The 21643-nt window shown below is 72.9% G+C and carries 20 protein-coding genes; 14 read left to right on the forward strand and 6 right to left on the reverse strand.

What is annotated here, in order from left to right:
• The 9 genes from ICW40_RS12675 to ilvC all read left to right on the forward strand — a co-directional run.
• Positions 1-817, forward strand: an 817-nt coding sequence (locus tag ICW40_RS12675; protein WP_221654382.1) for an AMP-binding protein, incomplete at its 5' end; no start/stop codon positions are given.
• A gap of 132 nt (positions 818-949) precedes the next feature.
• Positions 950-2209, forward strand: coding sequence for an ABC transporter substrate-binding protein (locus ICW40_RS12680; protein WP_221654383.1), 1260 nt, complete (start codon positions 950-952; stop codon positions 2207-2209).
• Positions 2206-3135, forward strand: coding sequence for a carbohydrate ABC transporter permease (locus tag ICW40_RS12685; RefSeq protein ID WP_308121783.1), 930 nt, complete (start codon positions 2206-2208; stop codon positions 3133-3135). Before ICW40_RS12680 ends, ICW40_RS12685 begins: the two co-directional genes overlap by 4 nt.
• The gene (locus tag ICW40_RS12690) at positions 3132-4085 is read left to right on the forward strand and encodes a carbohydrate ABC transporter permease (RefSeq protein WP_374199153.1); all 954 of its coding nucleotides are present in this window, start codon (positions 3132-3134) and stop codon (positions 4083-4085) included. The genes ICW40_RS12685 and ICW40_RS12690 overlap by 4 nt, the downstream gene beginning before the upstream one ends.
• Before the next feature lie 40 nt (positions 4086-4125).
• Positions 4126-4674: a pyridoxamine 5'-phosphate oxidase family protein gene (locus tag ICW40_RS12695; RefSeq protein WP_221654384.1), complete on the forward strand. Its 549-nt coding sequence runs from the start codon at positions 4126-4128 to the stop codon at positions 4672-4674.
• A 359-nt stretch (positions 4675-5033) separates the two neighbouring features.
• Positions 5034-6914 (forward strand): acetolactate synthase large subunit, encoded by a 1881-nt coding sequence (locus ICW40_RS12700; RefSeq protein WP_221654385.1) that lies wholly within the window; start codon positions 5034-5036, stop codon positions 6912-6914.
• Positions 6914-7708 (forward strand): aspartate/glutamate racemase family protein, encoded by a 795-nt coding sequence (locus tag ICW40_RS12705; protein WP_260459167.1) that lies wholly within the window; start codon positions 6914-6916, stop codon positions 7706-7708. The genes ICW40_RS12700 and ICW40_RS12705 overlap by 1 nt, the downstream gene beginning before the upstream one ends.
• Positions 7705-8229 (forward strand): acetolactate synthase small subunit, encoded by a 525-nt coding sequence (gene ilvN / locus ICW40_RS12710; protein WP_221654386.1) that lies wholly within the window; start codon positions 7705-7707, stop codon positions 8227-8229. The genes ICW40_RS12705 and ilvN overlap by 4 nt, the downstream gene beginning before the upstream one ends.
• A 49-nt stretch (positions 8230-8278) precedes the next feature.
• Positions 8279-9307: a ketol-acid reductoisomerase gene (gene ilvC / locus ICW40_RS12715; RefSeq protein ID WP_221654387.1), complete on the forward strand. Its 1029-nt coding sequence runs from the start codon at positions 8279-8281 to the stop codon at positions 9305-9307.
• A 199-nt stretch (positions 9308-9506) separates the two neighbouring features.
• Here the strand turns inward: ilvC and ICW40_RS12720 are convergent, their stop codons facing one another.
• Complete coding sequence (locus ICW40_RS12720; protein ID WP_221654388.1) at positions 9507-10523, reverse strand: YihY/virulence factor BrkB family protein; 1017 nt, start codon at positions 10521-10523, stop codon at positions 9507-9509.
• Positions 10524-10701: 178 nt separating this feature from the next.
• On the opposite strand from ICW40_RS12720, the gene ICW40_RS12725 reads away from it, so the two are divergent.
• Together ICW40_RS12725 and ICW40_RS12730 are read left to right on the forward strand one after the other, a co-directional pair.
• Positions 10702-11745, forward strand: coding sequence for a 3-isopropylmalate dehydrogenase (locus ICW40_RS12725; RefSeq protein WP_221654389.1), 1044 nt, complete (start codon positions 10702-10704; stop codon positions 11743-11745).
• Between the two features lie 95 nt (positions 11746-11840).
• A complete protein-coding gene (locus tag ICW40_RS12730) occupies positions 11841-12974 on the forward strand; it encodes a branched-chain amino acid aminotransferase (RefSeq protein WP_221654390.1) in 1134 nt (377 codons plus the stop codon).
• A 31-nt stretch (positions 12975-13005) separates the two neighbouring features.
• Here the strand turns inward: ICW40_RS12730 and ICW40_RS12735 are convergent, their stop codons facing one another.
• A complete protein-coding gene (locus ICW40_RS12735) occupies positions 13006-14199 on the reverse strand; it encodes a WD40 repeat domain-containing protein (protein ID WP_221654391.1) in 1194 nt (397 codons plus the stop codon).
• A 2-nt stretch (positions 14200-14201) separates the two neighbouring features.
• Positions 14202-14720, reverse strand: coding sequence for a sigma-70 family RNA polymerase sigma factor (locus tag ICW40_RS12740; protein WP_260459169.1), 519 nt, complete (start codon positions 14718-14720; stop codon positions 14202-14204).
• Between the two features lie 470 nt (positions 14721-15190).
• Between ICW40_RS12740 and cimA the strand changes: the two genes are divergently transcribed.
• Positions 15191-16786: a citramalate synthase gene (gene cimA, locus ICW40_RS12745; RefSeq protein ID WP_308121784.1), complete on the forward strand. Its 1596-nt coding sequence runs from the start codon at positions 15191-15193 to the stop codon at positions 16784-16786.
• Positions 16787-16791: 5 nt separating this feature from the next.
• On the opposite strand, the gene ICW40_RS12750 is transcribed toward cimA, so the two are convergent.
• Positions 16792-17691, reverse strand: a complete 900-nt coding sequence (locus ICW40_RS12750) for a hypothetical protein (protein ID WP_221654393.1) — start codon at positions 17689-17691, stop codon at positions 16792-16794.
• Positions 17692-17843: 152 nt separating this feature from the next.
• The gene (locus ICW40_RS12755) at positions 17844-18887 is read right to left on the reverse strand and encodes a glutathione S-transferase family protein (RefSeq protein ID WP_221654394.1); all 1044 of its coding nucleotides are present in this window, start codon (positions 18885-18887) and stop codon (positions 17844-17846) included.
• 87 nt (positions 18888-18974) lie between these two features.
• Here ICW40_RS12755 and ICW40_RS12760 point away from each other — a divergent pair, with 87 nt between their 5' ends.
• Together ICW40_RS12760 and ICW40_RS12765 are read left to right on the forward strand one after the other, a co-directional pair.
• Complete coding sequence (locus tag ICW40_RS12760; protein ID WP_221654395.1) at positions 18975-20024, forward strand: lipoate--protein ligase family protein; 1050 nt, start codon at positions 18975-18977, stop codon at positions 20022-20024.
• A complete protein-coding gene (locus tag ICW40_RS12765; RefSeq protein ID WP_221654396.1) occupies positions 20021-20524 on the forward strand; it encodes an NUDIX hydrolase in 504 nt (167 codons plus the stop codon). Before ICW40_RS12760 ends, ICW40_RS12765 begins: the two co-directional genes overlap by 4 nt.
• 13 nt (positions 20525-20537) lie before the next feature.
• On the opposite strand, the gene ICW40_RS12770 is transcribed toward ICW40_RS12765, so the two are convergent.
• Positions 20538-21643: ATP-binding cassette domain-containing protein (locus ICW40_RS12770; RefSeq protein WP_221654397.1), on the reverse strand; the 1106-nt coding region annotated here is incomplete at its 5' end.

Here is a 21643-nt window from a genome sequence, read left to right on the forward strand (position 1 = left end):
GCTCGACGCGGTCGAGGCGGGCCGCGCGGCGGCGCGCGGGCCGCGGACCATGCTCGTGGGCGGCGCCCCCGTCACGGCGACGCTGCTGCGCCGCGCGCAGCGTGTGCTCCCGCGCACCCGCTGGGCCGGTGTGTACGGGATGACCGAGATCCTGCCCGTCGCGGTCGTCGAGGCGGACGAGAAGATCGCCGCCGAGCAGCGGGACGCCTCCGGCGACCTCGTCGGCCGGCCCCTCGCGGGCGTCCGCGCGCGGATCGACGAGTCGGTCGTCGACGCCGACGCCGCGCCGGGGGTCGGCGAGCTCGTCCTCGGGGGCCCCTCGCTCATGCGCGGCTACCTCCTGGACGGACCGGGCACGCGCGACGTCGACGAGCACCGCACGGGCGACCTCGCGCGCCGGGACGACGAGGGGCGGCTCGTGCTCGTGGGCCGGACGCGGGACATGCTCATCCGCGGCACGACCAACATCTATCCCGGCCTGTACGAGTCGCGGCTCGCGGCGACGGGGTTCGGCGACGCCTTCCTCGTCGGCGTGCCGCGCCCCGAGGACGCGGACGAGCTGGTCGTCCTGGTCCTCGTGCCCGAGGCCCCCGGCGTGACCGACGGACCGGGGGAGTCCGACCGGCCGGTGCGGATCACCGACCCTGGTGCGCTCGAGGCCGAGGTGCGCCGCCGCCTCCCGGACGTCCTCGACCACGCGGCGATGCCCGACCACGTCGTCCTCGCCGACCGCGTCCCGCTGCGCGGCCGGAGCCGCAAGCCCGACCGTGCCGCGCTCGCCGCAGCCGCCGCCGCGCACCTGGGGCACGCCGGCTGACACCCCTCGCGGCGCCCGCTCCGGTCCCGCCCGACGGCGTCCCGCACCGCCGAGATGCGCGCGCGCCGGGGGAGGGCCACCCTGGCGTTGCGCGCCGACGCGCGCGTCGATCGGGTGACGAGGGGGTCGCTCATGCGCAGGGTGGGACGCCGGACGGTCGCCGCGGGCGCCGTGCTGGCCGTGACGTTCCCGCTCGCCGCCTGCGGCGGTGACGACGGACGCACCGAGATCACGTTCTTCCAGTTCAAGGGCGAGGCGGTCGAGTTCTTCGAGGAGATCACCGCGCGCTTCGAGGAGGAGAACCCGGACATCGACGTGGTCGTCCAGAACGTGCCCGACGCGGAGACCGCGCTGCGCACGCGCCTGGTGAAGAACGACATGCCGGACGTGCTGACGCTCAACGGCAACGGCACCTTCGGCGAGCTCGCCTCGGCCGGGGTGTTCGCCGACTTCTCGGACGCCCCCGCGCTCGAGGGGGTGAAGGAGGGCTACGTCGACGTCGTGCGCGAGCTCGGGGCCGGCTCCGAGGGCGAGGTCAACGGCGTGCCGTTCGCGGCCAACGCGTCGGGCGTCCTGTACAACGTCGAGCTGTTCGAGCAGCACGGCGTCGAGATCCCGGAGACGTTCCCGGACCTCGTGGCCGCCGCCGAGACGTTCGACGCCGCGGGCGTCCTGCCGTTCTACGGGATGCTCGGCGACGCGTGGACGGCGCAGTCGCCGATGGCGCCGCTGACCGCGCAGGGTGCCCCCGAGGGCTTCTTCGAGGCGCGGTTCGCCGGCGAGACGACCTTCGCCGAGGGGTGGCGCGAACCCATCGAGCGCCTGGGCACGCTGTTCGAGTTCACGCAGGACGGCGCCGGCGCCGTCGGGTACCAGGACGGGACGCGCGCGTTCGCGGAGGGGGAGTGCGCGATGCTCCTCATCGGCAGCTACGCGATCCCGCAGATCCGCTCGTTCGAGCCGGACTTCACGATCGGCAGCTTCGCCCTGCCCGGCACGGACGACGCCGCCGAGACCACGCTCGTGTCGGGCGTCGACGTGCTGCTCACGACCGGCGCCTCGGGCGCCCACCCCGAGGAGGCCGCGCGGTTCATCGAGTTCCTCATGCAGCCCGACGTCGTCCAGGAGTACAGCGAGCAGCAGGTCGCGATCCCGGCGCTCGAAGGCCTGGTCAACGAGGACCCGGCGCTCGCCGGCATCCAGCCGTACATCGAGGAGGACCGGCTCGTGGGCTTCACCGACCACCAGTTCATCCCGGCCATCCCGCTCGGCCCGCTGCTCCAGGAGTACCTCACCGGCGGCGACCTCGACGCCTTCCTGGCGCGGCTCGACGACAGCTGGGACCAGGTCGCGCAGCGGCGCACCTGGGGCCTCGGGGCGGTGGAGTCGTGAGCACCGAGACGCGGCCCGTGGACCGGGTCACCGACGACGCGCCACCGCGCCGCACGGTCGCGGCACGCGGGGCGGGCAGGACGTTCGTCTGGATGGTGCTCCCGGCGTTCGTGCTCTTCTTCGTGTTCCACACCGCGCCGGTGCTGCAGGGGGTGTTCTTCAGCTTCACCGACTCGCCGGGCTACGGCGAGTGGGCCTCGGTCGGGTTCTCGAACTACGCGGCGCTGCTCGGCGACGAGCGCGTGCGGCACGCCTACCTCTTCACGGCGCAGTTCGCGATCGTCGCGACGATCCTCACGAACGTCATCGCGCTCGCCGTCGCCGTCGCGCTCAACGGGCGGATCCGCTTCAAGACGGCGCTGCGCGGGATCTACTTCATCCCGAACGTCCTCGCGATCCTCGTCATCGGGTACGTCTTCCAGTACCTGTTCACGTTCTCGATCCCCGCGATGGCCCAGGCGCTGGGCGTCGAGCGGTTGTCGACGTCGATCCTCGCGGACGAGAGCCTGGCCTGGGTCGCGATCGTCGTCCTGGCTGTCTGGCAGGGGACGGCGTTCAGCATCATCCTCTACCTCGCCGGGCTGCAGACGGTGCCCCCTGAGCTCTACGAGGCGGCGTCGCTCGACGGCGCGAGCTCGTGGCAGCGGTTCACCCGCATCACGTTCCCGATGATCGCCTCGTTCTTCACGATCAACATGGTGCTGTCCCTCAAGGGCTACCTGCAGGTCTTCGACCACATCTGGGCGCTCACGGCGGGCGGCCCGGGCACCGCGACCGAGTCCGTCGCGCTCCTCATCTACCGCGGCGGCTTCCAGGGCGGCGAGTACGGCTACCAGCTCGCCAACGCCGTCGTCTTCATGATCGTCATCATCGCGTTCGCGCTGTTCCAGCTGCGCGTCCTGCAGCGCCGGGAGGTGTCCGCATGAGCGCACCCGCGCCACGCACCGTCGAGCCGAGCGTCGCCGCACCGCCGCGGCCCGGCGGCGGCCTCCCGCCCGACCGGCCGGACGTGCCGGGCACCTCGTCCCGCCGCCGCGCCGGCCGCCGCAGCCCGAACCACGAGGAGCGCCCCAACTGGTGGCTCACGGGGCTCATGGTGTTCCTGGCCCTCAGCGTCTTCGTGCCGCTCTACTTCGCCGTGGTCACGGCGCTCAAGACGCCCGACCAGCTCACCGGCGCCGGCTTCGACCTGCCGACGACCGTGCGCTGGGAGAACTTCGCCGACGCGTGGCGGCTGACCGACTTCCCGCGGTCCGCCATGAACAGCGCGGTGATCACGGTCGGCACGGTCGTCCTCACGCTGCTGACCAACTCGATGGTCGCCTACGCGATCGCGCGGAACATGCACCGGCGGGCGTTCAAGGGCCTCTTCTACTACTTCATCTCGGCGCTCTTCGTGCCGTTCCCGATCCTCATGCTCCCGGTCGCGAAGCAGACGGCTCTCATGGGGCTCGACAACCAGGTCGGGCTGATCATCCTCTACACCGTCTACGGGCTGTCCTTCAACGTGTTCGTCTTCGTCGCCTACATCAACTCGATCCCGCGCGAGCTGGAGGAGGCGGCGACGATGGACGGCGCGAGCACCTGGACGACGTTCTGGAAGGTGATCTTCCCGCTGCTCGCGCCCATGAACGCCACGGTCGGGATCCTCACGTGCCTGTGGGCGTGGAACGACTTCCTGCTGCCGCTCGTCATCGTCTCCGACCCACGCGCCGCCACGCTGCCGCTGCAGCAGTACGTGTTCCAGGGGCAGTTCAGCACCAACTACCCGGTCGCGTTCGCGTCCTACCTCATGGCGATGATCCCGCTGCTGCTCGTCTACGTGATCGCGCAGCGCTGGGTCATCTCGGGCGTCACGCGCGGCGCGATCAAGTAGTCGCGTGCCGGGGCCGGGCGCGATCCGGTAGGAAGTCCTCATGGGCACCGTGCACCCGGCCATCGACGAGCGCCTCGCCACGTTCGTCGAGCAGCAGCCGGTCTTCTTCGTCGCGACGGCGCCGCTCGCGGCGGACGGGCACGTCAACGTCTCGCCCAAGGGCGGCCGCGGGACGCTTGTCGTCGCGGGCCCGCACACGGTCGCCTACCTCGACCTGACGGCCTCGGGCGCCGAGACCATCGCCCACCTGCGCGAGAACGGGCGCATCACGCTCATGGTGTGCGCGTTCGAGGGACGTCCGAACATCGTGCGCCTGCACGGCACCGGTCGCGTCGTGGCGCTCGGGGACCCGGAGCTCGACGCGTGGCTGCCGCGCTTCCCCGAGCACCCGGGCGTGCGGGCGGTCATCGTCGTCGACGTGCACCGCGTCTCGGACTCGTGCGGCTTCGCCGTCCCGCGCATGGACTACGTCGGGGAGCGGGACATCCTCGACAAGGCCAACACGCACAAGGGTGAGGAGGGCCTGCTCGCGTACCGCGACCTCAAGAACCGCCGCAGCCTCGACGGGCTGCCCGCCGTGGACTGGTGACGGCTCGCACCCGGAACACCCGGGGCCGGGCTGCGCACGCGCCCTCGGAGCGCTCGGCGTCCCGGTGTGCGGACGCGTGAACCAACATGTGGACACGGTCGGTGCTCGCGTGACATCGTCGTGGGGCAGGCGTAGTGTGCGCTGGGTGCAGACGTTCCTCGTAGTACTCACCTAGGCGCCCGGTCGAACCGCCAGCCTCAGGCAGATCGTCCGCGCGCCACCCCTCGACGAGCCCCACGTGGGCCGAGGGGTTTTTTCATGTCGGCGCACCGCCGGCCGGCATCGCACCGGCACCGGGACCCGCCGCAGCACGACGAAGCACCACCCCGCACCAGCCAGTCACAGCAGGGAGAGCCACGATGGTCCAGGGCACCAACCCGGCCGCGCCGTCCGCGGACGCCCGGCAGGCCGCACGCCCGACGCCGCAGCCGCCGGCACCGCGCACCACGACGACGGCCGACGTCGTCCGCGCGACCGTCGGCTCGCAGGGCGAGTCGGTCACGGGTGCCGAGTCCATCGTCCGCTCGCTCGAGGCGGCGGGCACCGAGGTCGTCTTCGGCATCCCGGGCGGCGCGATCCTCCCGACCTACGACCCGCTCATGGACAGCACGAAGCTGCGCCACATCCTGGTGCGCCACGAGCAGGGCGCCGGCCACGCGGCGTCGGGCTACGCGTACACGAGCGGCAAGGTCGGCGTGTGCATGGCGACGTCCGGCCCGGGCGCGACCAACCTCGTGACGCCCATCGCCGACGCCAACATGGACTCCGTCCCGATGGTCGCCATCACGGGCCAGGTCGGGGCCTCCATGATCGGCACGGACGCGTTCCAGGAGGCCGACATCGTCGGCATCACGCTCCCGGTCACCAAGCACAACTTCCTCGTCACGGACCCCGACGAGATCCCGCGCGTCATCGCGCAGGCCTTCCACATCGCGCAGACCGGCCGGCCGGGGCCCGTGCTCGTCGACATCGCGAAGTCGGCGATGCAGTCGCGGACCACCTTCGCGTGGCCGCCCGCGATGGACCTGCCGGGCTACCACCCGGTGACCAAGCCCCACGCCAAGCAGATCCGCGAGGCCGCCCGGCTGCTCGCGACGGCGCGCCGGCCCGTGCTCTACGTCGGTGGCGGCGCGATCCGCTCCGGCGCGAGCGCCGAGCTGCGCAAGCTGGTCGACGCCTCGGGTGCGCCCGCGGTGACGACGCTCATGGCGAGGGGCGCCCTGCCGGACTCGCACCCGCAGAACCTCGGCATGCCCGGCATGCACGGGACCGTCCCGGCGGTCGCCGCGCTGCAGAAGGCCGACCTCATCGTGGCGCTGGGTGCGCGGTTCGACGACCGTGTCACCGGCAAGCTCTCGTCGTTCGCGCCGAACGCGACGATCGTGCACGCCGACATCGACCCGGCCGAGATCGGCAAGAACCGCCGCGCCGACGTGCCGATCGTCGGGGACCTCCGCGAGGTCATCGCGGACCTGCTCCCCGAGCTGGCCCGCGAGCACGCGCAGCACGGCAAGCCGGACCTCGAGGGCTGGTGGCGGCAGATCGACGACTGGCGCGAGACCTTCCCGCTCGGGTTCACCGACCCCGAGGACGGGCACCTCGCACCGCAGCACGTCATCCGGCGCATCGGCGAGATCGCGGGACCGGAGGCGGTCTACGTCGCCGGCGTGGGTCAGCACCAGATGTGGGCCGCGCAGTTCATCCGCTACGAGCGTCCCAACGCATGGCTCAACTCGGGCGGCCTCGGCACCATGGGCTACTCGGTGCCGGCCGCCATGGGCGCCAAGGTCGGTGACCCGGCGCGCACCGTGTGGGCGATCGACGGCGACGGCTGCTTCCAGATGACCAACCAGGAGCTCGCCACCTGCGCGATCAACGACATCCCGATCAAGGTCGCCGTCATCAACAACTCGTCGCTGGGCATGGTGCGCCAGTGGCAGACGCTGTTCTACGAGTCGCGCTACTCGAACACCGACCTGCACACGGGCCACGGCACGCGCCGCATCCCCGACTTCGTCAAGCTCGCCGACGCCTACGGCTGCGTCGGCCTGCGCTGCGAGACGCTCGCGGACGTCGACGCCACGATCCAGCGCGCGATGGAGATCGACGACCAGCCCGTCGTCGTGGACTTCACCGTCTCGCGCGACGCGATGGTGTGGCCGATGGTCGCGGCCGGCGTCAGCAACGACGAGATCCAGTACGCACGCGGCATCAGCCCGGCCTGGGACCGGGAGGAGTGATGGGTGCGCCCGGCGCCGCCGGCCCGGCGATGCGACGGATCGGCCTCCTCGGCGGCACGTCGTGGGAGTCGACGGCGTCGTACTACGCCCACCTCAACCGCGGCGTGCGCGAGCGCCTCGGTGGCATGCACTCGGCGGACCTCGTGCTGCGCTCGGTCGACTTCGCGGAGATCGAGGTGCTGCAGGTCGCGGGGGACTGGGCCGCGCTCGGCCGCCGGTACGAGGCCGAGGCCGCCGCGCTCGCCGCGGCCGGTGCCGACGTCGTCGGGATCCTGGCGAACACCATGCACCTCGTGCACGACGACGTCGTGCGCGGTGCGGGCGACGGCGTGCGCGTCGTGCACGTGGTCGACGCCGTCGCGGACGCCGCGGTCGCCCTGGGCGCGACGCGGGTGGGCCTGCTGGGCACGCGCTACACGATGCAGTCGCGCGCGCTGTACCCCGAGCGGCTCGCGGCCCGCGGGATCGACGTCGTCGTGCCGGGGCCGGACGACGCCGACGAGGTCCACCGAGTCATCTACGACGAGCTCGTCCAGGGCCGGGTGAGCGACGCGTCGCGCCGGGCGTACCTCGAGATCATCGGGCGGCTCGTCGGCGCCGGCGCCCAGGCCGTCGTGCTCGGCTGCACCGAGCTCGCGCTCCTCCTGGACGCGACGGACCCGGCCACGGCGCCCGTCCCGCTCCTCGACAGCACGACCCTGCACGTCTCCGCCCTGCTCGACGCGGCGCTGCCCACCGACGTGGCGCCCGCCCGCACGCATGACCCCGTCCTCACAGAAGAAGGTGCAGCATGAGCCGGCACACCCTCTCGGTGCTCGTCGAGAACAAGCCGGGTGTCCTGACGCGCGTGGCCGGGCTCTTCGCCCGCCGCTCGTTCAACATCCACTCGCTCGCGGTCGGTCCGACGGAGCACCCCGAGATCTCGCGCATCACCGTCGTCGTCGATGTCGACGAGCTGCCGCTCGAGCAGGTGACGAAGCAGCTCAACAAGCTCATCAACGTCATCAAGATCGTCGAGCTCGAGGCCGAGTCCTCCGTGCAGCGCGAGCTGCTGCTGGTCAAGGTCCGCGCCGAGGTCTCGGTGCGCTCGCACGTGCTCGAGGTCGTCCAGCTGTTCCGCGCGCACGTGGTCGACGTCGTCCCCGACGCCGTGACCATCGAGGCCACCGGCAGCCCCGGCAAGCTCGACGCGCTGCTCGCGGCGCTCGAGCCGTTCGGCATCCGCGAGATCGTCCAGTCGGGCACGGTCGCCATCGGCCGCGGCTCGCGGTCCATCACCGACCGAGCGCTGGAACGCGTCAGCCGGTCGGCCTGACACCCCTCACACTTCTGCCTGACACACCGAAACCAAGGAGATCACCGACGTGGCTGAGCTGTTCTACGACGACGACGCCGACCTGTCCATCATCGCCGGCCGGAAGGTCGCCGTCATCGGCTACGGCAGCCAGGGCCACGCGCACTCGCTGAACCTGCGCGACTCGGGCGTCGACGTCACCGTCGGCCTGCGCGAGGGCTCGCCGTCGCGCGCCAAGGCCGAGGAGCAGGGCCTCAAGGTCGCGACCGTCGCCGACGCCGTCCGCGCGTCCGACGTCGTCGTGATCCTCGCGCCCGACCAGGTCCAGCGGCACGTGTACCGCGACGAGATCGCCCCGAACCTGCAGGAGGGTGCGGCGCTCGTCTTCGGCCACGGCTTCAACATCCGCTTCGGCTACATCAAGCCCGAGGCCGGCCACGACGTCTTCATGGTCGCGCCCAAGGGCCCGGGCCACCTCGTGCGCCGCGAGTACGAGGGCGGGCGCGGCGTGCCCGTCATCGTCGCCGTCGAGCAGGACGCGTCGGGCCAGGCCTGGGATCTCGCGAAGTCCTACGCCAAGGCGATCGGCGGCCTGCGCGCGGGCGGCATCAAGACCACGTTCACCGAGGAGACCGAGACCGACCTCTTCGGCGAGCAGGCCGTGCTGTGCGGCGGCGCCTCGCAGCTCGTCCAGTACGGCTTCGAGACGCTGACCGAGGCGGGCTACCAGCCCGAGGTCGCGTACTTCGAGGTGCTCCACGAGCTCAAGCTCATCGTCGACCTCATGGTCGAGGGCGGCATCGCCAAGCAGCGCTGGTCGGTCTCCGACACGGCCGAGTACGGCGACTACGTCTCCGGCCCCCGGGTGATCTCGCCCGAGGTGAAGGAGAACATGAAGGCCGTCCTCGCGGACATCCAGAACGGCGCCTTCGCCGAGCGGTTCATCGCGGACCAGGACAAGGGCGGGCCGGAGTTCGCCGAGCTCCGCGCCAAGGGTGAGGCGCACCCGATCGAGGCGACCGGGCGCGAGCTGCGGAAGATGTTCTCGTGGATCAAGGACTCGGACTCCGACTACGTCGAGGGCTCTGCGGCTCGCTGATCTCGCGGGTCGTGGGCGCGCTCGTGGTGCGTCCGCGGTTCCGCGGTGCGGGGTGCGCCGTCCCACCCCAGGCCTGGCGGCCTGCCGCCAGACCCGGGCCAGGACGGCGCACCCCGCACCGCTCCACCGCTCGGCCGGCCGCTCACCCTGGCCATGTGCGCGGATGCTCGCATCGGTGCACCCGTACAGCTCGCTCCTGTCAGCGCCTCGTGCGGGGGGCCTCGTGCGCGCCGTGCGTGCCCGGTTCGGGGGAGTGCTCCGGGTCGGGGCGGCCCACGGCCGTGTCGGCCTTGACGGCGTCGCGGTCGCCCCTCGGGCGCTCCGGGCCGACGGTGGTGTCGGCGTCGGTCTGGTGCTCCGCCTCGGCGTTGATCTCGGCGCCCAGGAGCACCGCCATGCTCGTGAGCCAGAGCCACACGAGCAGGACGACGACGCCCGCGAGCGTGCCGTAGGTGCGCGCGTAGCCGGCGGCGTAGGTCACGTAGAGCGAGAAGCCCGCCGACGCGAGGATCCAGATCGCCGTCGCGACGACCGCCCCGACGCTCACCCAGGGCAGGCGCGGGTCGCGGCGCTCGGGCGCGTACCGGTAGAGGGCCGCGAGAGCCAGGGCCGAGACGACGCCCACGCCGAGCCAGCGGCCGACGTCGACGAGCCAGCCGGGCACGCCCTCCGCGGTGACCGTCAGGGGCACGACGGCGAGCAGCGCGAGGAGGAGCGCGAGCGTGACGATCGCGCCCGCCGTGAACGCCAGGGCCTCGAGCCGGCGGCGGACGAGGCCCGTGCGCTGCTGCTCCTCGTAGGCGAGGTTGACGGCCGTGACGAGGTTGACGACCCCCGTCGAGGCCGAGAAGAGCGCGACCCCCAGCGAGATCGCGAGCCCGATCGAGAGCCGGCCGTCGTCGTCGGACGCGAGCGCGTGGAGCTGGTCCGTGACGAGCGCGGTCGCCTCGTCCGGGAGCACCTCGGAGAGCTGCGTGACGTGGGCCGTGATGTCAGCCGGGTCGGAGACGAGCCCGTACACCAGCACGGCCGCGATGAGGGCGGGGAACAGCGACAGGAACGCGAAGAACGCGACGCCCGCGCCCACGAGCGGCACACGGTCCTGCCCCGAGCGCTGGACGGCGCGCAGCACGACCTGCCACCAGCCGCGTGCCGGGATGCGCGTCGGCGTGGACGCGTGGGCGCCCGGGTGCCGCTTCTCGAGCGTCTTGGCCATCGCACCTCCCGGGTCGCGTCCCAGTGTCGTGCCCGAGGCGACGTCCCGCACCGGTACGGTGACCGGTCCGCGGCTGTGGGTCCTTGGCGGGTCCGCCGGTGGGTCCGGCGGTCGACGTCCTGTCCGGTGGCTGAGACGAGCGTCCCGAGCCGTGGGACGGCCCGCTAGGTTCATGACCATGGGACGCAACATCCGGCTCGCCGTCGTCGCGGGTGATGGCATCGGGGTCGAGGTCGTGGAGCAGGGGCTCCGGGTGCTCGACGCCGCGCTCACGGGCGCGGACGTGGACGTGTCCACGACCGAGCTGGACCTGGGCGCCCAGCGCTGGCACCGCACGGGGGAGACCCTGACCGACGCGGACCTCGCCACGGTGCGCGAGCACGACGCGATCCTCCTCGGTGCGATCGGCGACCCCGGCGTGCCGTCCGGCGTGCTGGAGCGCGGGCTGCTGCTCCGCCTGCGGTTCGAGCTCGACCACTACGTGAACCTGCGCCCGGCTCGGCTCTTCGCCGGCGTGCGCTCGCCGCTCGCGGACCCGGGCGAGGTCGACTTCGTCGTCGTGCGCGAGGGCACCGAGGGGCCGTACGTCGGCAACGGCGGCGCGATCCGCGTCGGGACGCCGGCCGAGGTGGCCAACGAGGTGTCCGTCAACACGCGCTTCGGCGTGGAGCGGGTCGTGCGGGACGCGTTCGCCCGCGCGCAGGCGCGCCCCCGCAAGCACCTCACGCTCGTGCACAAGCACAACGTGCTGGTCCACGCGGGCCACCTGTGGCGCCGCACGGTCGAGGCCGTCAACGCCGAGTTCCCCGACGTGACGACGGACTACCTGCACGTCGACGCGGCCACGATCTTCATGACGACCAAGCCGTCGCGGTTCGACGTGGTCGTCACGGACAACCTGTTCGGCGACATCCTCACCGACCAGGCCGCGGCCATCACGGGCGGGATCGGGCTCGCCGCCTCGGGCAACATCAACCCGGACCGCACGTCGCCGTCGATGTTCGAGCCCGTGCACGGCTCGGCGCCCGACATCGCGGGTCAGGGCAAGGCCGACCCGACGGCGACGGTGCTGAGCGTCAGCATGCTGCTGGCCCACCTGGGCCTGGACGACGCCGCCGCACGCGTCGAGGCCGCCGTCGCGGCGGACCTGGCGGAGCGCGGGGACCGAGTACGGTCGACGGCCGAGGTCGGGTCCGACCTCGCGGCACGCGTCGCAGGCTGAGACCCCACGTCGGCCGTCACCACAGGTACCGTCAGACCGAGCGCTGCACGCGAAGGCACGCGGCGGATCGGTCACCGCCTGGTGAGAGGATCGACATGAGCACCACCGCACAGACCCCCGGGACCGCCACCTCGCGCGCGTCCGCCGTCGACGCCTTCGAGGTGCGACCGAGCGACACGGCGCGCACGGACGCCGAGCGCGCGGCCCTCATGGAGGCGCCCGTCTTCGGCACCGTCTTCACCGACCACATGGCGCGCATCTCGTGGTCCGTCGAGCAGGGCTGGCACGACCGGCGGGTCGAGAAGCACGCGCCACTGCAGATCAACCCCGCGGCCGCCGTCCTCCACTACGGCCAGGAGGTCTTCGAGGGCCTCAAGGCGTACCGGCACGACGACGGCTCGGTCTGGACGTTCCGTCCCTGGGCGAACGCGGCGCGGATGGCGACGTCGGCCCACCGCCTCGCGCTGCCCGAGCTGTCCGAGGCGGACTTCCTCGGAGCGGTCGAGGCGGTCGTGCGCACCGACGTCGCCTGGGTGCCGTCGGGGGGCGAGACGAGCCTGTACCTGCGGCCTTTCATGTACGCCTCGGAGACGTTCCTCGGCGTGCGACCGTCGCGCGAGGTCGAGTTCCTCGTCATCGCCTCGCCCGTGGGCCCGTACTTCGCGAGCGGGGTCAAGCCCGTCTCGATCTGGGTCGTGCAGGGGTATCACCGCGCCGGGCCGGGCGGCACGGGCTTCGCCAAGTGCGGCGGCAACTACGCCGCGAGCCTGCTGCCGCAGCAGGAGGCCTACGCGCACGGCTGCGAGCAGGTCTGCTTCCTGGACGCGGTGACGAACAGCGAGCTCGAGGAGCTCGGCGGCATGAACGTGTTCGTCGTCGGCGCGGACGGCTCGGTCGCCACGCCGCCGCTCAACGGCTCGATCCTCGAGGGCGTGACCCGGTCCTCGATCCTCACGCTGCTGGGCGAGGCGGGCCACGACGTGCAGGAGCGGCCCATCACGCTCGCCGAGGTGCGGTCCGGCCTCCAGGACGGCTCGATCGCCGAGGTCTTCGCCTGCGGCACCGCCGCCGTCGTGACCCCGATCGGCCGGCTCGCGAGCGACGACTTCGACCTCACCGTGGCCGACGGCGGCACGGGCCCCGTCACCGCGTCCGTGCGGGCGCAGCTCACCGACATCCAGTACGGCCGCGCCGAGGACCGCCACGGTTGGATGCACCGCCTCCTCTGAGTGACGGCTGGACGCGCCGTCTGTTCCGACCTCACCAGGCGGTACCGAGAACCCCCTCGGCGAGCCCCACGAACGTGGTGCCGTCCCAGCGATGGAGGAGGGTACGAGGAACGTCGTCCTCGTACCGCTCCGTCGTGAGCAGGAGGGTCTGGCCGTCCGCGGCCACCGAGAGGTCTCTCGGGCTGCCAGCGGGTGCCGAGAGCGTCTGCGTGACCGCGCCGGTCGAGGGGTCGACCAGCTCGATCGTCAGGACGTCCTCGCCCGGAAGCGTGTGGTCGTCCAGCTGGGACAGTGAGGCGACGGCCAGCCGTCCGTCGGGCATGTACACGTGCAGAGGGCGGGTGACGAACTGATTCGCACCGCCGGAGGATCTCGGCAGGATCCGTCCCGCCTGCAGTGACGGGGCGTCAGCGAGGTCGACGACCACGATGTCCACGTCGCTGAGGCGCTCCCCGTAGCCGAGGCCGATCGCGATGTGCTGCCCGTCGGGTGACCACTCTGGCGTCGTCACCACGCGGTCACACCTGCAGAAGTCCTCGTCGGGCAGGTACCGGACGGTGCCGGTGGCCAGCTCGAGGAGATGGACTCCCGAGCTGTCGACATCGGGCGGTGCTCCAGGTGCGGGTGCGACGAAGGCGAGCGTGTCCCCGTCAGGACTCAGGGAGGGCGTACGTCCGTGGGTGACGAGCTCGGCGGAGCCGCCACCCAGAGGCACCCGGTAGATCGGGTACCCGTGCTCGGTCGGGAGGGCCGACTGGAAGTACGCGGTCCCGCCGTCGGGAGACACCGTGACCCCGTCGATCTCGAGCGGCGCCAGCCCGGTCGGGACTTCGGAGAGCTCGCTGCCGGTCTCGGGGTCGAGGACCACGAGCCGGCCGTCGGACGTGGAGGCGACGAGCGGCCGGTTCGCGACCGGCTCGACCGGCGCCTCGGTGGGGGGCGGTGCGTCGGGTACCTCGGTGGGAGTCGGCTCGCTCAGGTCGGGGGTCGGGGACGCTGAGCGGGTCGGGTCGGCCGGCGGTGCCGGCTCCTCTCGGAACGGCGCGGTCTGCACCGCTACGGCGAGCGCGACCACGGCGGCCGTGCTCGCGACGCCGACGCCGGCGTTCCGCAGCGCACGGGCGCGCCGCACACGGGCGAGGACCGCCCCGACAGGGACCGCCTCGTCCGGGACGGCGGGCTGGTCGCTGAGGTCGCGCAGGCCGCGCGTGAGGTCGAAGTCCATGGTCAGCCCCTCCGTCCTGCTCGCTGGGTGGTGGTCGTGACGACCTCGCCGTCGTCCTGTGTCGCGACGGGCCCGAGCCGCTGCTCGAGCCGACGCATGGCGTTGCTGAGGTAGCGCTTGACCGAGCCCTCGGCGAGACCCATGACGTTCGCGACCTCGGGCACCGTCAGGTCCTCGAAGAACCGCAGGACGACAGCGGTGCGCTCCTGGCGACCCAGCCCGGCGAGCGCGGCCCTGAGGTCGAGGCTCGCCGTGGTGCCGCGTTCGTGCGCCTGCCCGGTGTCCTCGAGCAGGAAGAGGTGCTGCACGTCGGCCCACCGCCGACGGCGCCGGTGCCAATCGATGTACAGCGTCGCGATGGTGCGTCGCACGTACGCCTCCAGGACGTCGGGCTCGAAGCCCGTCCGAGTCCGTGCGAAGACCTTCACCAGCGCGTCCTGGAGCAGGTCCTGGGCGGCGGGCACGTCACCCGTGAAGAGGTAGGCGTACCTGACGAGCACCTCCCCCCGGTCCGCGACCAGCTGGTCAGCGCGGCCTCTGTTCCACGGGGTCTCACCGGCGTCCTCTCCTCGGCGGTCCGCGCAGAACCCGCGCGTCGAACTGGATGACGCTTCACCGCTGCGATCCGTTGTACCGGCACGCGCGCAGCGGGCACGAGGCGATCCTCGGAGGACCCGCGGAGGGCATCCCGCAGTCGGCCTCCCATCCGCGGCGGCACCCGCGTGAGACGCGGTTCTCACCACGTGGGCGCTGTGGCATGATGCCCGGGTGACCTGCTTCACCCTCATTATCGAGTAGCGCGTTCGGCACACCCGCCGAGCGCGCAGACCTCCCGTATCCCGGGGGGTCTTTTTGTTGGTCCGGGCACCACCCCCGCGCGGACCCGCGAGCCGCCCGCACCCGGCACCACCCGCCGCCGGGAGGGCGACCGCTCGTCACACGACCCGCAGGACGCGTTGCACCGCAGCACCGCTCGACGAGAAGAGCCACCGTGGAGAAGTTCGACGTCTACGACACGACGTTGCGCGACGGCGCGCAGCAGGAGGGCATGAACCTCTCCGTCGCGGACAAGCTCGCCATCGCCCCGCTCCTGGACGAGCTGGGCGTCGGGTTCATCGAGGGCGGCTGGCCCGGCGCGATCCCGAAGGACACCGAGTTCTTCAAGCGTGCCGCCAAGGAGCTCGACCTGCGCAACGCCGAGCTCGCGGCCTTCGGGTCCACCCGGAAGGCCGGCACGCGCGTGTCGGACGACGTCCAGGTCCGCGCGCTGCTCGACAGCGAGGCGCCCGTCGTGACGCTCGTCGCCAAGCACGACGTCCGGCACGTCGAGCGCGCGCTGCGCACCACGCCCGAGGAGAACCTCGCGATGATCCGCGACACGGTCGCGTTCCTCGTGGGGGAGGGCCGCCGCGTCGTCGTCGACGCCGAGCACTTCTTCGACGGCTACCGGTACGACGCCGACTACGCCCTCGCTGCGGTGCGCACCGGGTTCGAAGCGGGCGCCGAGTGCGTGTGCCTGTGCGACACCAACGGCGGCATGCTGCCGGACCGGGTGCACGAGATCGTCACCCGCGTGCGCGGCGAGGTCGACGGCCGGCTCGGCATGCACGCGCACAACGACTCGGGCTGCGCGGTCGCGAACACGCTCGCCGCGGTCTCGGCCGGCGCCGTGCACGTCCAGGGCACCGTCAACGGCTACGGCGAGCGCACCGGCAACGCCGACCTGCTCACGGTCGTGGCGAACCTCCAGCTCAAGGAGGGCCGCGAGCTGCTCGCGGGGGACGGGCTGCGCGAGGTGACGCGCATCGCCCACGCGATCAGCGAGATCACGAACATCGCGCCCTTCGCCCGCCAGCCCTACGTGGGCGCGAGCGCGTTCGCCCACAAGGCCGGGCTGCACGCGAGCGCGATCAAGGTCGACCCGGACCTCTACCAGCACATCGAGCCCACGCTCATCGGCAACGACATGCGGATGCTCATCTCGGACATGGCGGGGCGTGCCTCGATCGAGCTCAAGGGCCGTGAGCTGGGCTTCGACCTCGCGGGCCAGGGCGAGCTCCTGTCGCGCGTGACGAACCGCGTGAAGGACGCCGAGGCGCAGGGCTACACGTACGACGCGGCGGACGCGTCGTTCGAGCTGCTGCTGCGTGAGGAGCTCGACGGCGAGCGGACCCGGTTCTTCGACACGGAGAGCTGGCGCGTCATCGTCGAGACGGTGCCGGGCAACCCGTCCGAGGCCAACGCCGAGGCGACCGTGAAGATGCACGTCGGCGGGGAGCGCGTCCTCGCGACCGGCGAGGGCAACGGCCCCGTGAACGCGCTCGACCACGCGCTGCGCAAGGCGCTCGCCGCGACCTACCCGGAGCTCGGCCGGTTCGAGCTCATCGACTTCAAGGTGCGCATCATGGACACCCAGCACGGCACGGACGCCGTGACGCGCGTGCTCGTCGAGACCATGGACACGGGCGCCGAGACGACGTGGCGGACGGTCGGCGTGGGGCCGAACCTCGTCGAGGCCTCGTGGGAGGCGCTCGTCGACTCGGTCGTCTTCGGCCTGCTGCAGGCCGGGGTGCCGAACCGCAGCTGACCGTCTCAGCCCCCGGCGGGAGCGGATCCGGTGCCCGTGCAGCCCGCGTCGCCGGGCAGGAGGACGCGGACCCAGACGTCGTGGGCGACGCCGTCCTGGACGAACCGGTCGCCCTGGCGCGCGCCGGCGAGCACGGGCCCGAGGGCGGCGGCGTCGTCGCCCTCGACGACGACGCAGTCGGCGCCCGCGAGCGGCACCGCGAGCGGCCACGGGATCTCGGCGGGCGCGGGGTCGACCTCGGCGGCCGGGTCGGCGGGTCGCGCCATCACGGCGTACGCGTCCGGCGCGTAGGGGCCTGCCTCCTCGGCGGACTCCAGGGCGGCGCGCACCGCGTCGACGAAGCCGGCGAGCGCCTCGCGCGCGGCGAGGTGCTCCTCCGTCAGGCCCGCGACGTCGCCGTCGGTCCCTCGGGCCACCTCGAGCGCGTAGGCGTCGTGCGCGTGGCTCGTGCCGTCGACGCCGACCGTCACGAGCGTCGAGCCGACGTCGGTGATGGCGGGCATGCCGTACTCCGGCGCGGCGCCCAGGAGCCCGGCGTCGTCGGCCGCGGCGACGATGGCGCGCACCGCCTCGTCGGACAGCCGGTAGGTCTGGAGGTTGGGCAGCAGGCGGCCCGGGTACTCGAGCGTCGTCGGGCCGGGCACGACGGCGAGCCCGTCCGCGTAGACGGTCACGTCGGCGACGGTCGAGAAGTCCCAGCCGAGCGGGACGAACCCGCCCTGGTGCGAGACCCGCACGAGCACGTCGTCCGGGCCGCCGGGCGCGTGGTCCGCGGAGGACCCGTCGCCCCCGCCGCCGGGGAGGCCGTCGCCCGAGGGCTCGCCGCCGCCCGCGGAGCCACCGCCGAGGCTCGCGCAGCTCGTGAGCACGAGCGTGAGGGCGCCGAGCGCCGCGGTCCTCGCCATCCGTCGCGTCCGATGCGTGCGCACGGTGACCACCTCTCTCCCGGGCGACGCGCGTGCCGCCTCGTCCCTCCTGTGTCGTGGCGACCCCGACGCTTGCGCCGACGGACCCGCCGGCTCGACCGGCACGCGTGCCGGTTCGCCGAGCGACGAGGTCAGCGCAACGGCGTGTGCGCCGGGTCCACGCGCTCGCCGTCGCGGACCGGTCCGGGCGGAGTGCCGTCGCCGAAGGGCCGCCCACCCAGCGCCTCGCGGCCGTGGGGGGTCACCCAGCCCGACAGGTCCGGGCCCTGGGGGACGATCCGCGTCGGGTTGATGTCCGTGTGCACCACGTAGTAGTGCTGCTTGATCTGGACGAAGTCGACCGTGTCGCCGAACCCCGGCGTCTGGAACAGGTCGCGCGCGTACGCCCACAGCGCCGGCATCTCGCTGAGCTTGTTCCGGTTGCACTTGAAGTGCCCGTGGTAGACCGCGTCGAACCGCACGAGCGTCGTGAAGAGCCGGACGTCGGCCTCGGTGATCGTGTCGCCCACGAGGAACCGGCGGTGCGTCAGCCGCTCCTCCAGCTTGTCGAGCGCCGCGAAGAGGCGCCGGTAGGCGCGGTCGTACGCCTCCTGGGAGCCGGCGAACCCGCAGCGGTACACGCCGTTGTTGACGTCCTTGAACACCTCCTGCGCGATCTCGTCGATCTCGTCGCGCAGGTGCTCGGGGTAGAGCTCGGGCGCTCCCTCGCGGTGGTGGGCCGTCCACTCGGTCGAGAGGTCGAGCGTGATCTGCGCGAAGTCGTTCGTGACGACCGCGCCGCTCGGCACGTCGACGACCGCGGGCACCGTGATGCCGCGCGGGTACTCGGGGTCCCGGGCGAAGAACGCCTCCTGGAGGCGCTCGATGCCGAGCACGGGATCGCGGCCGCCCGGGTCGAGGTCGAAGGTCCACGACCGCTCGTCGTGCGTCGGGCCGGGCAGCCCGAGCGAGATCGCGTCCTCGAGCCCCAGCAGGCGGCGCACGATGATGGACCGGTTCGCCCAGGGGCACGCGCGTGCGGCCACGAGGCGGTACCGGCCCGGCTCGACCGGCCAGCCGTGCCGGGCGTCCGCCGTGATCCGGTCGGTGATGTAGCGCGTGTCCCGCTGGTAGTCCGTGCCGGGCACCGTGTACGTCCCGCCCCGCGAGTGCTCGGGGCGATCGCCGTCGGACATGGACACCTCCGGTGCATCGGTTGCGCTTTCAACCACCCTACGCCGACGGCGCCACAGGTGCCCGGTGGGCGGCCGTAGGGTGGGCGGGTGCGCGGAGAGTACAAGGTTCCCGGTGGCAAGCTCGTCGCGGTCGACCTCGAGGTCACCGACGGCCGCATCAGCAGGGCGGCGGTGAGCGGCGACTTCTTCCTCGAACCGGACTCGGCGCTCGAGAGCATCGACGGCGCGCTGCTCGGCATGTCCGAGCAGGCGACCGTGGCTCAGCTCGCCCAGGTGGTGCAGAGCGTGCTGGGCGACGACGTCACGATGGTGGGCTTCAGCGCCGACGCGGTCGCGGTCGCCGTCCGCCGAGCGCTCGGCCACGCGTCGCGCTGGGAGGACCACGAGTTCGAGATCGTGCACGAGGGGCCCGAGTCCCCGGCGATGCACATGGCGCTCGACCAGGTGCTCGCCGAGGAGGTCGGGGAGGGCCGACGGCGTCCGACGCTCCGGATCTGGGAGTGGGGCGCGCCGGCCGTCGTGATCGGCTCGTTCCAGTCGCTGCGCAACGAGGTGGACCCCGAGGGCGCCGAGCGGCACGGCATCACCGTGGTCCGGCGCATCTCGGGCGGCGGGGCGATGTTCATCGAGCCGGGCAACACGATCACCTACTCCCTGACCGTCCCCGGCTCGCTCGTGGAGGGGCTCAGCTTCGAGCGCTCCTACGCCTTCCTCGACGACTGGGTGATCGGCGCGCTGCACGACCTCGGCATCGACGCGACCTACGTGCCGCTCAACGACATCGCGTCGCCGGCGGGCAAGATCGCGGGTGCGGCGCAGAAGCGGATGGCGAACGGCGCCGTCCTGCACCACGTGACCATGGCGTACGACATCGACGCCTCGAAGATGCTCGAGGTGCTGCGCATCGGGCGCGAGAAGATGTCCGACAAGGGCACGAAGAGCGCGAACAAGCGCGTCGACCCGCTGCGCTCGCAGACCGGCATGGCGCGGGCGGCCGTCATCGAGGCCTTCAAGGACCACTTCCGCGGCCGGTACGCGACCGTGGACGGCGCCGTCACGGCCGCCGAGCGCGAGCGCGCCGAGGACCTCGCACGCACCAAGTTCTCGTCGCAGGAGTGGACGGCCCGGGTCCCGTGACGACCCCCGCGGTCGACGGCGCCCCACCGGCCGGGCCGGTGGGCGGCGCGGCGCCGCGCCGCCGGACGCGGGTGGCCGCGTACGCGGTCTGCCGCCGGGACGACGCCGTCCTGCTGTGCCGGCTGAGCAGCGACCGCACGCGCTGGACGCTGCCGGGCGGCGGGATCGAGTTCGGGGAGGCGCCCGAGGACGCCGCGCGTCGGGAGGTCCGCGAGGAGACGGGCCTCGAGGTGGAGGTCGGACGACTGCTGGGCGTCGACTCGGTCCACTGGCCGCACCTCGTGGCACCGGACGAGCCCGCGCCCCTCGACCTGCACGCGATCCGCGTCGTCTACGAGGCGCGCGTCGTCGGGGGCACCCTGCGGCACGAGCTCTCGGGGAGCACCGACCGGGCCGAATGGGTGCCGCTCGACGTCGTGCGCACGGACGACCCCGCGCGCCGCCTGCCGCGCGTCGAGCTCGTGGACACCACGCTCGCCTGGCTCCGGCCCGACGCCTGACGCGGCCGCGACCTCAGCCCGCCAGGTGCCCCCACTGCTCGGCGAGGTCCGACCACCGGCCGACCGCGGCGACGCGACCCTCGTCGAGCACGACGACCCGGTCGGCGCGCTCGAGCGCCGAGCGCTTCGAGCTCGCACCGACGACCGTGACGCCGCGCCGGTGCAGCGCGTCCCACACCTCGACCTCGGTGCGCGCGTCCAGGGCGGACGAGACGTCGTCCGCGACGAGGAGCTCCGCCTCGGTCGCGAGGGCCCGCGCCAGCGCGAGGCGCTGGACCTGCCCGCCCGAGAGCCGCACACCGCGGTGGCCGACGAGCGCGCCGTGACCGCCCGCGTCGTCGACGTCGCGCTGCAGGCGGGCGTCCTCGACCGACGCGTCGATCCCTCGCACGTGGTCGAGCCGGATGTTGTCCTCGAACGTCCCCGACAGGACGCGCGGCACCTGCCCCACGTAGGCGACCTGGCCCGGCCGCAGGAACCGCTGCGGGTCGTCGACCTCCGTGTCGTTCCAGCGGATGCTGCCCTCGTGGTCGGCGAGGCCGGCGAGCGCACCGAGCAGGCTGGACTTGCCGGCCCCCACCCGGCCGACGACGAGCACGAGCTCACCCGCCTCGACGGTGAGGTCGACGCCCGAGACGCCGACGGTGCCGTCGTCGTGCACGGCGTCCACGCCCTCGAGCGTGAGACGGCGGAGCGGCACGCGCGGCGCCGGGAGCGGGGCGGGCGCCGTGCCGCGCACGAGGTCTACCCCCGGCGGCACGGAGACGAGGTCTGACCGGCCCGAGAGGGCACCGGTGGCCTGGAGCCACCGTCGCGCGACGGGCGCCTCGGTGACCGCGGCGCCGGCCACGGCACCGAACCAGCCCGCCCCGGCGACCGTCGTGCTGACGAGGAGCGCGGTCGCGAGCCCCCACACGCCCGTGAGGTACCCGGCCCAGGACCCGACGACGCCGAGCTGGACGAGCACGGCCGGCACGCCGTCGAGCAGCGAGCGGACCCGCAGCTCGCGCACGGACGCGGCGACGCGCCGGCCGTCCACGCGCTCGAGGTGCGCCTGCACGGCCGACGTCGCGGCCGCGAGCTTGACCGCGCGCGCCGCGTCGAGCGCCGAGACCAGCG

It is taken from the genome of Actinotalea ferrariae, assembly GCF_019733465.1.
Taxonomy (GTDB): domain Bacteria; phylum Actinomycetota; class Actinomycetes; order Actinomycetales; family Cellulomonadaceae; genus Actinotalea; species Actinotalea ferrariae_A.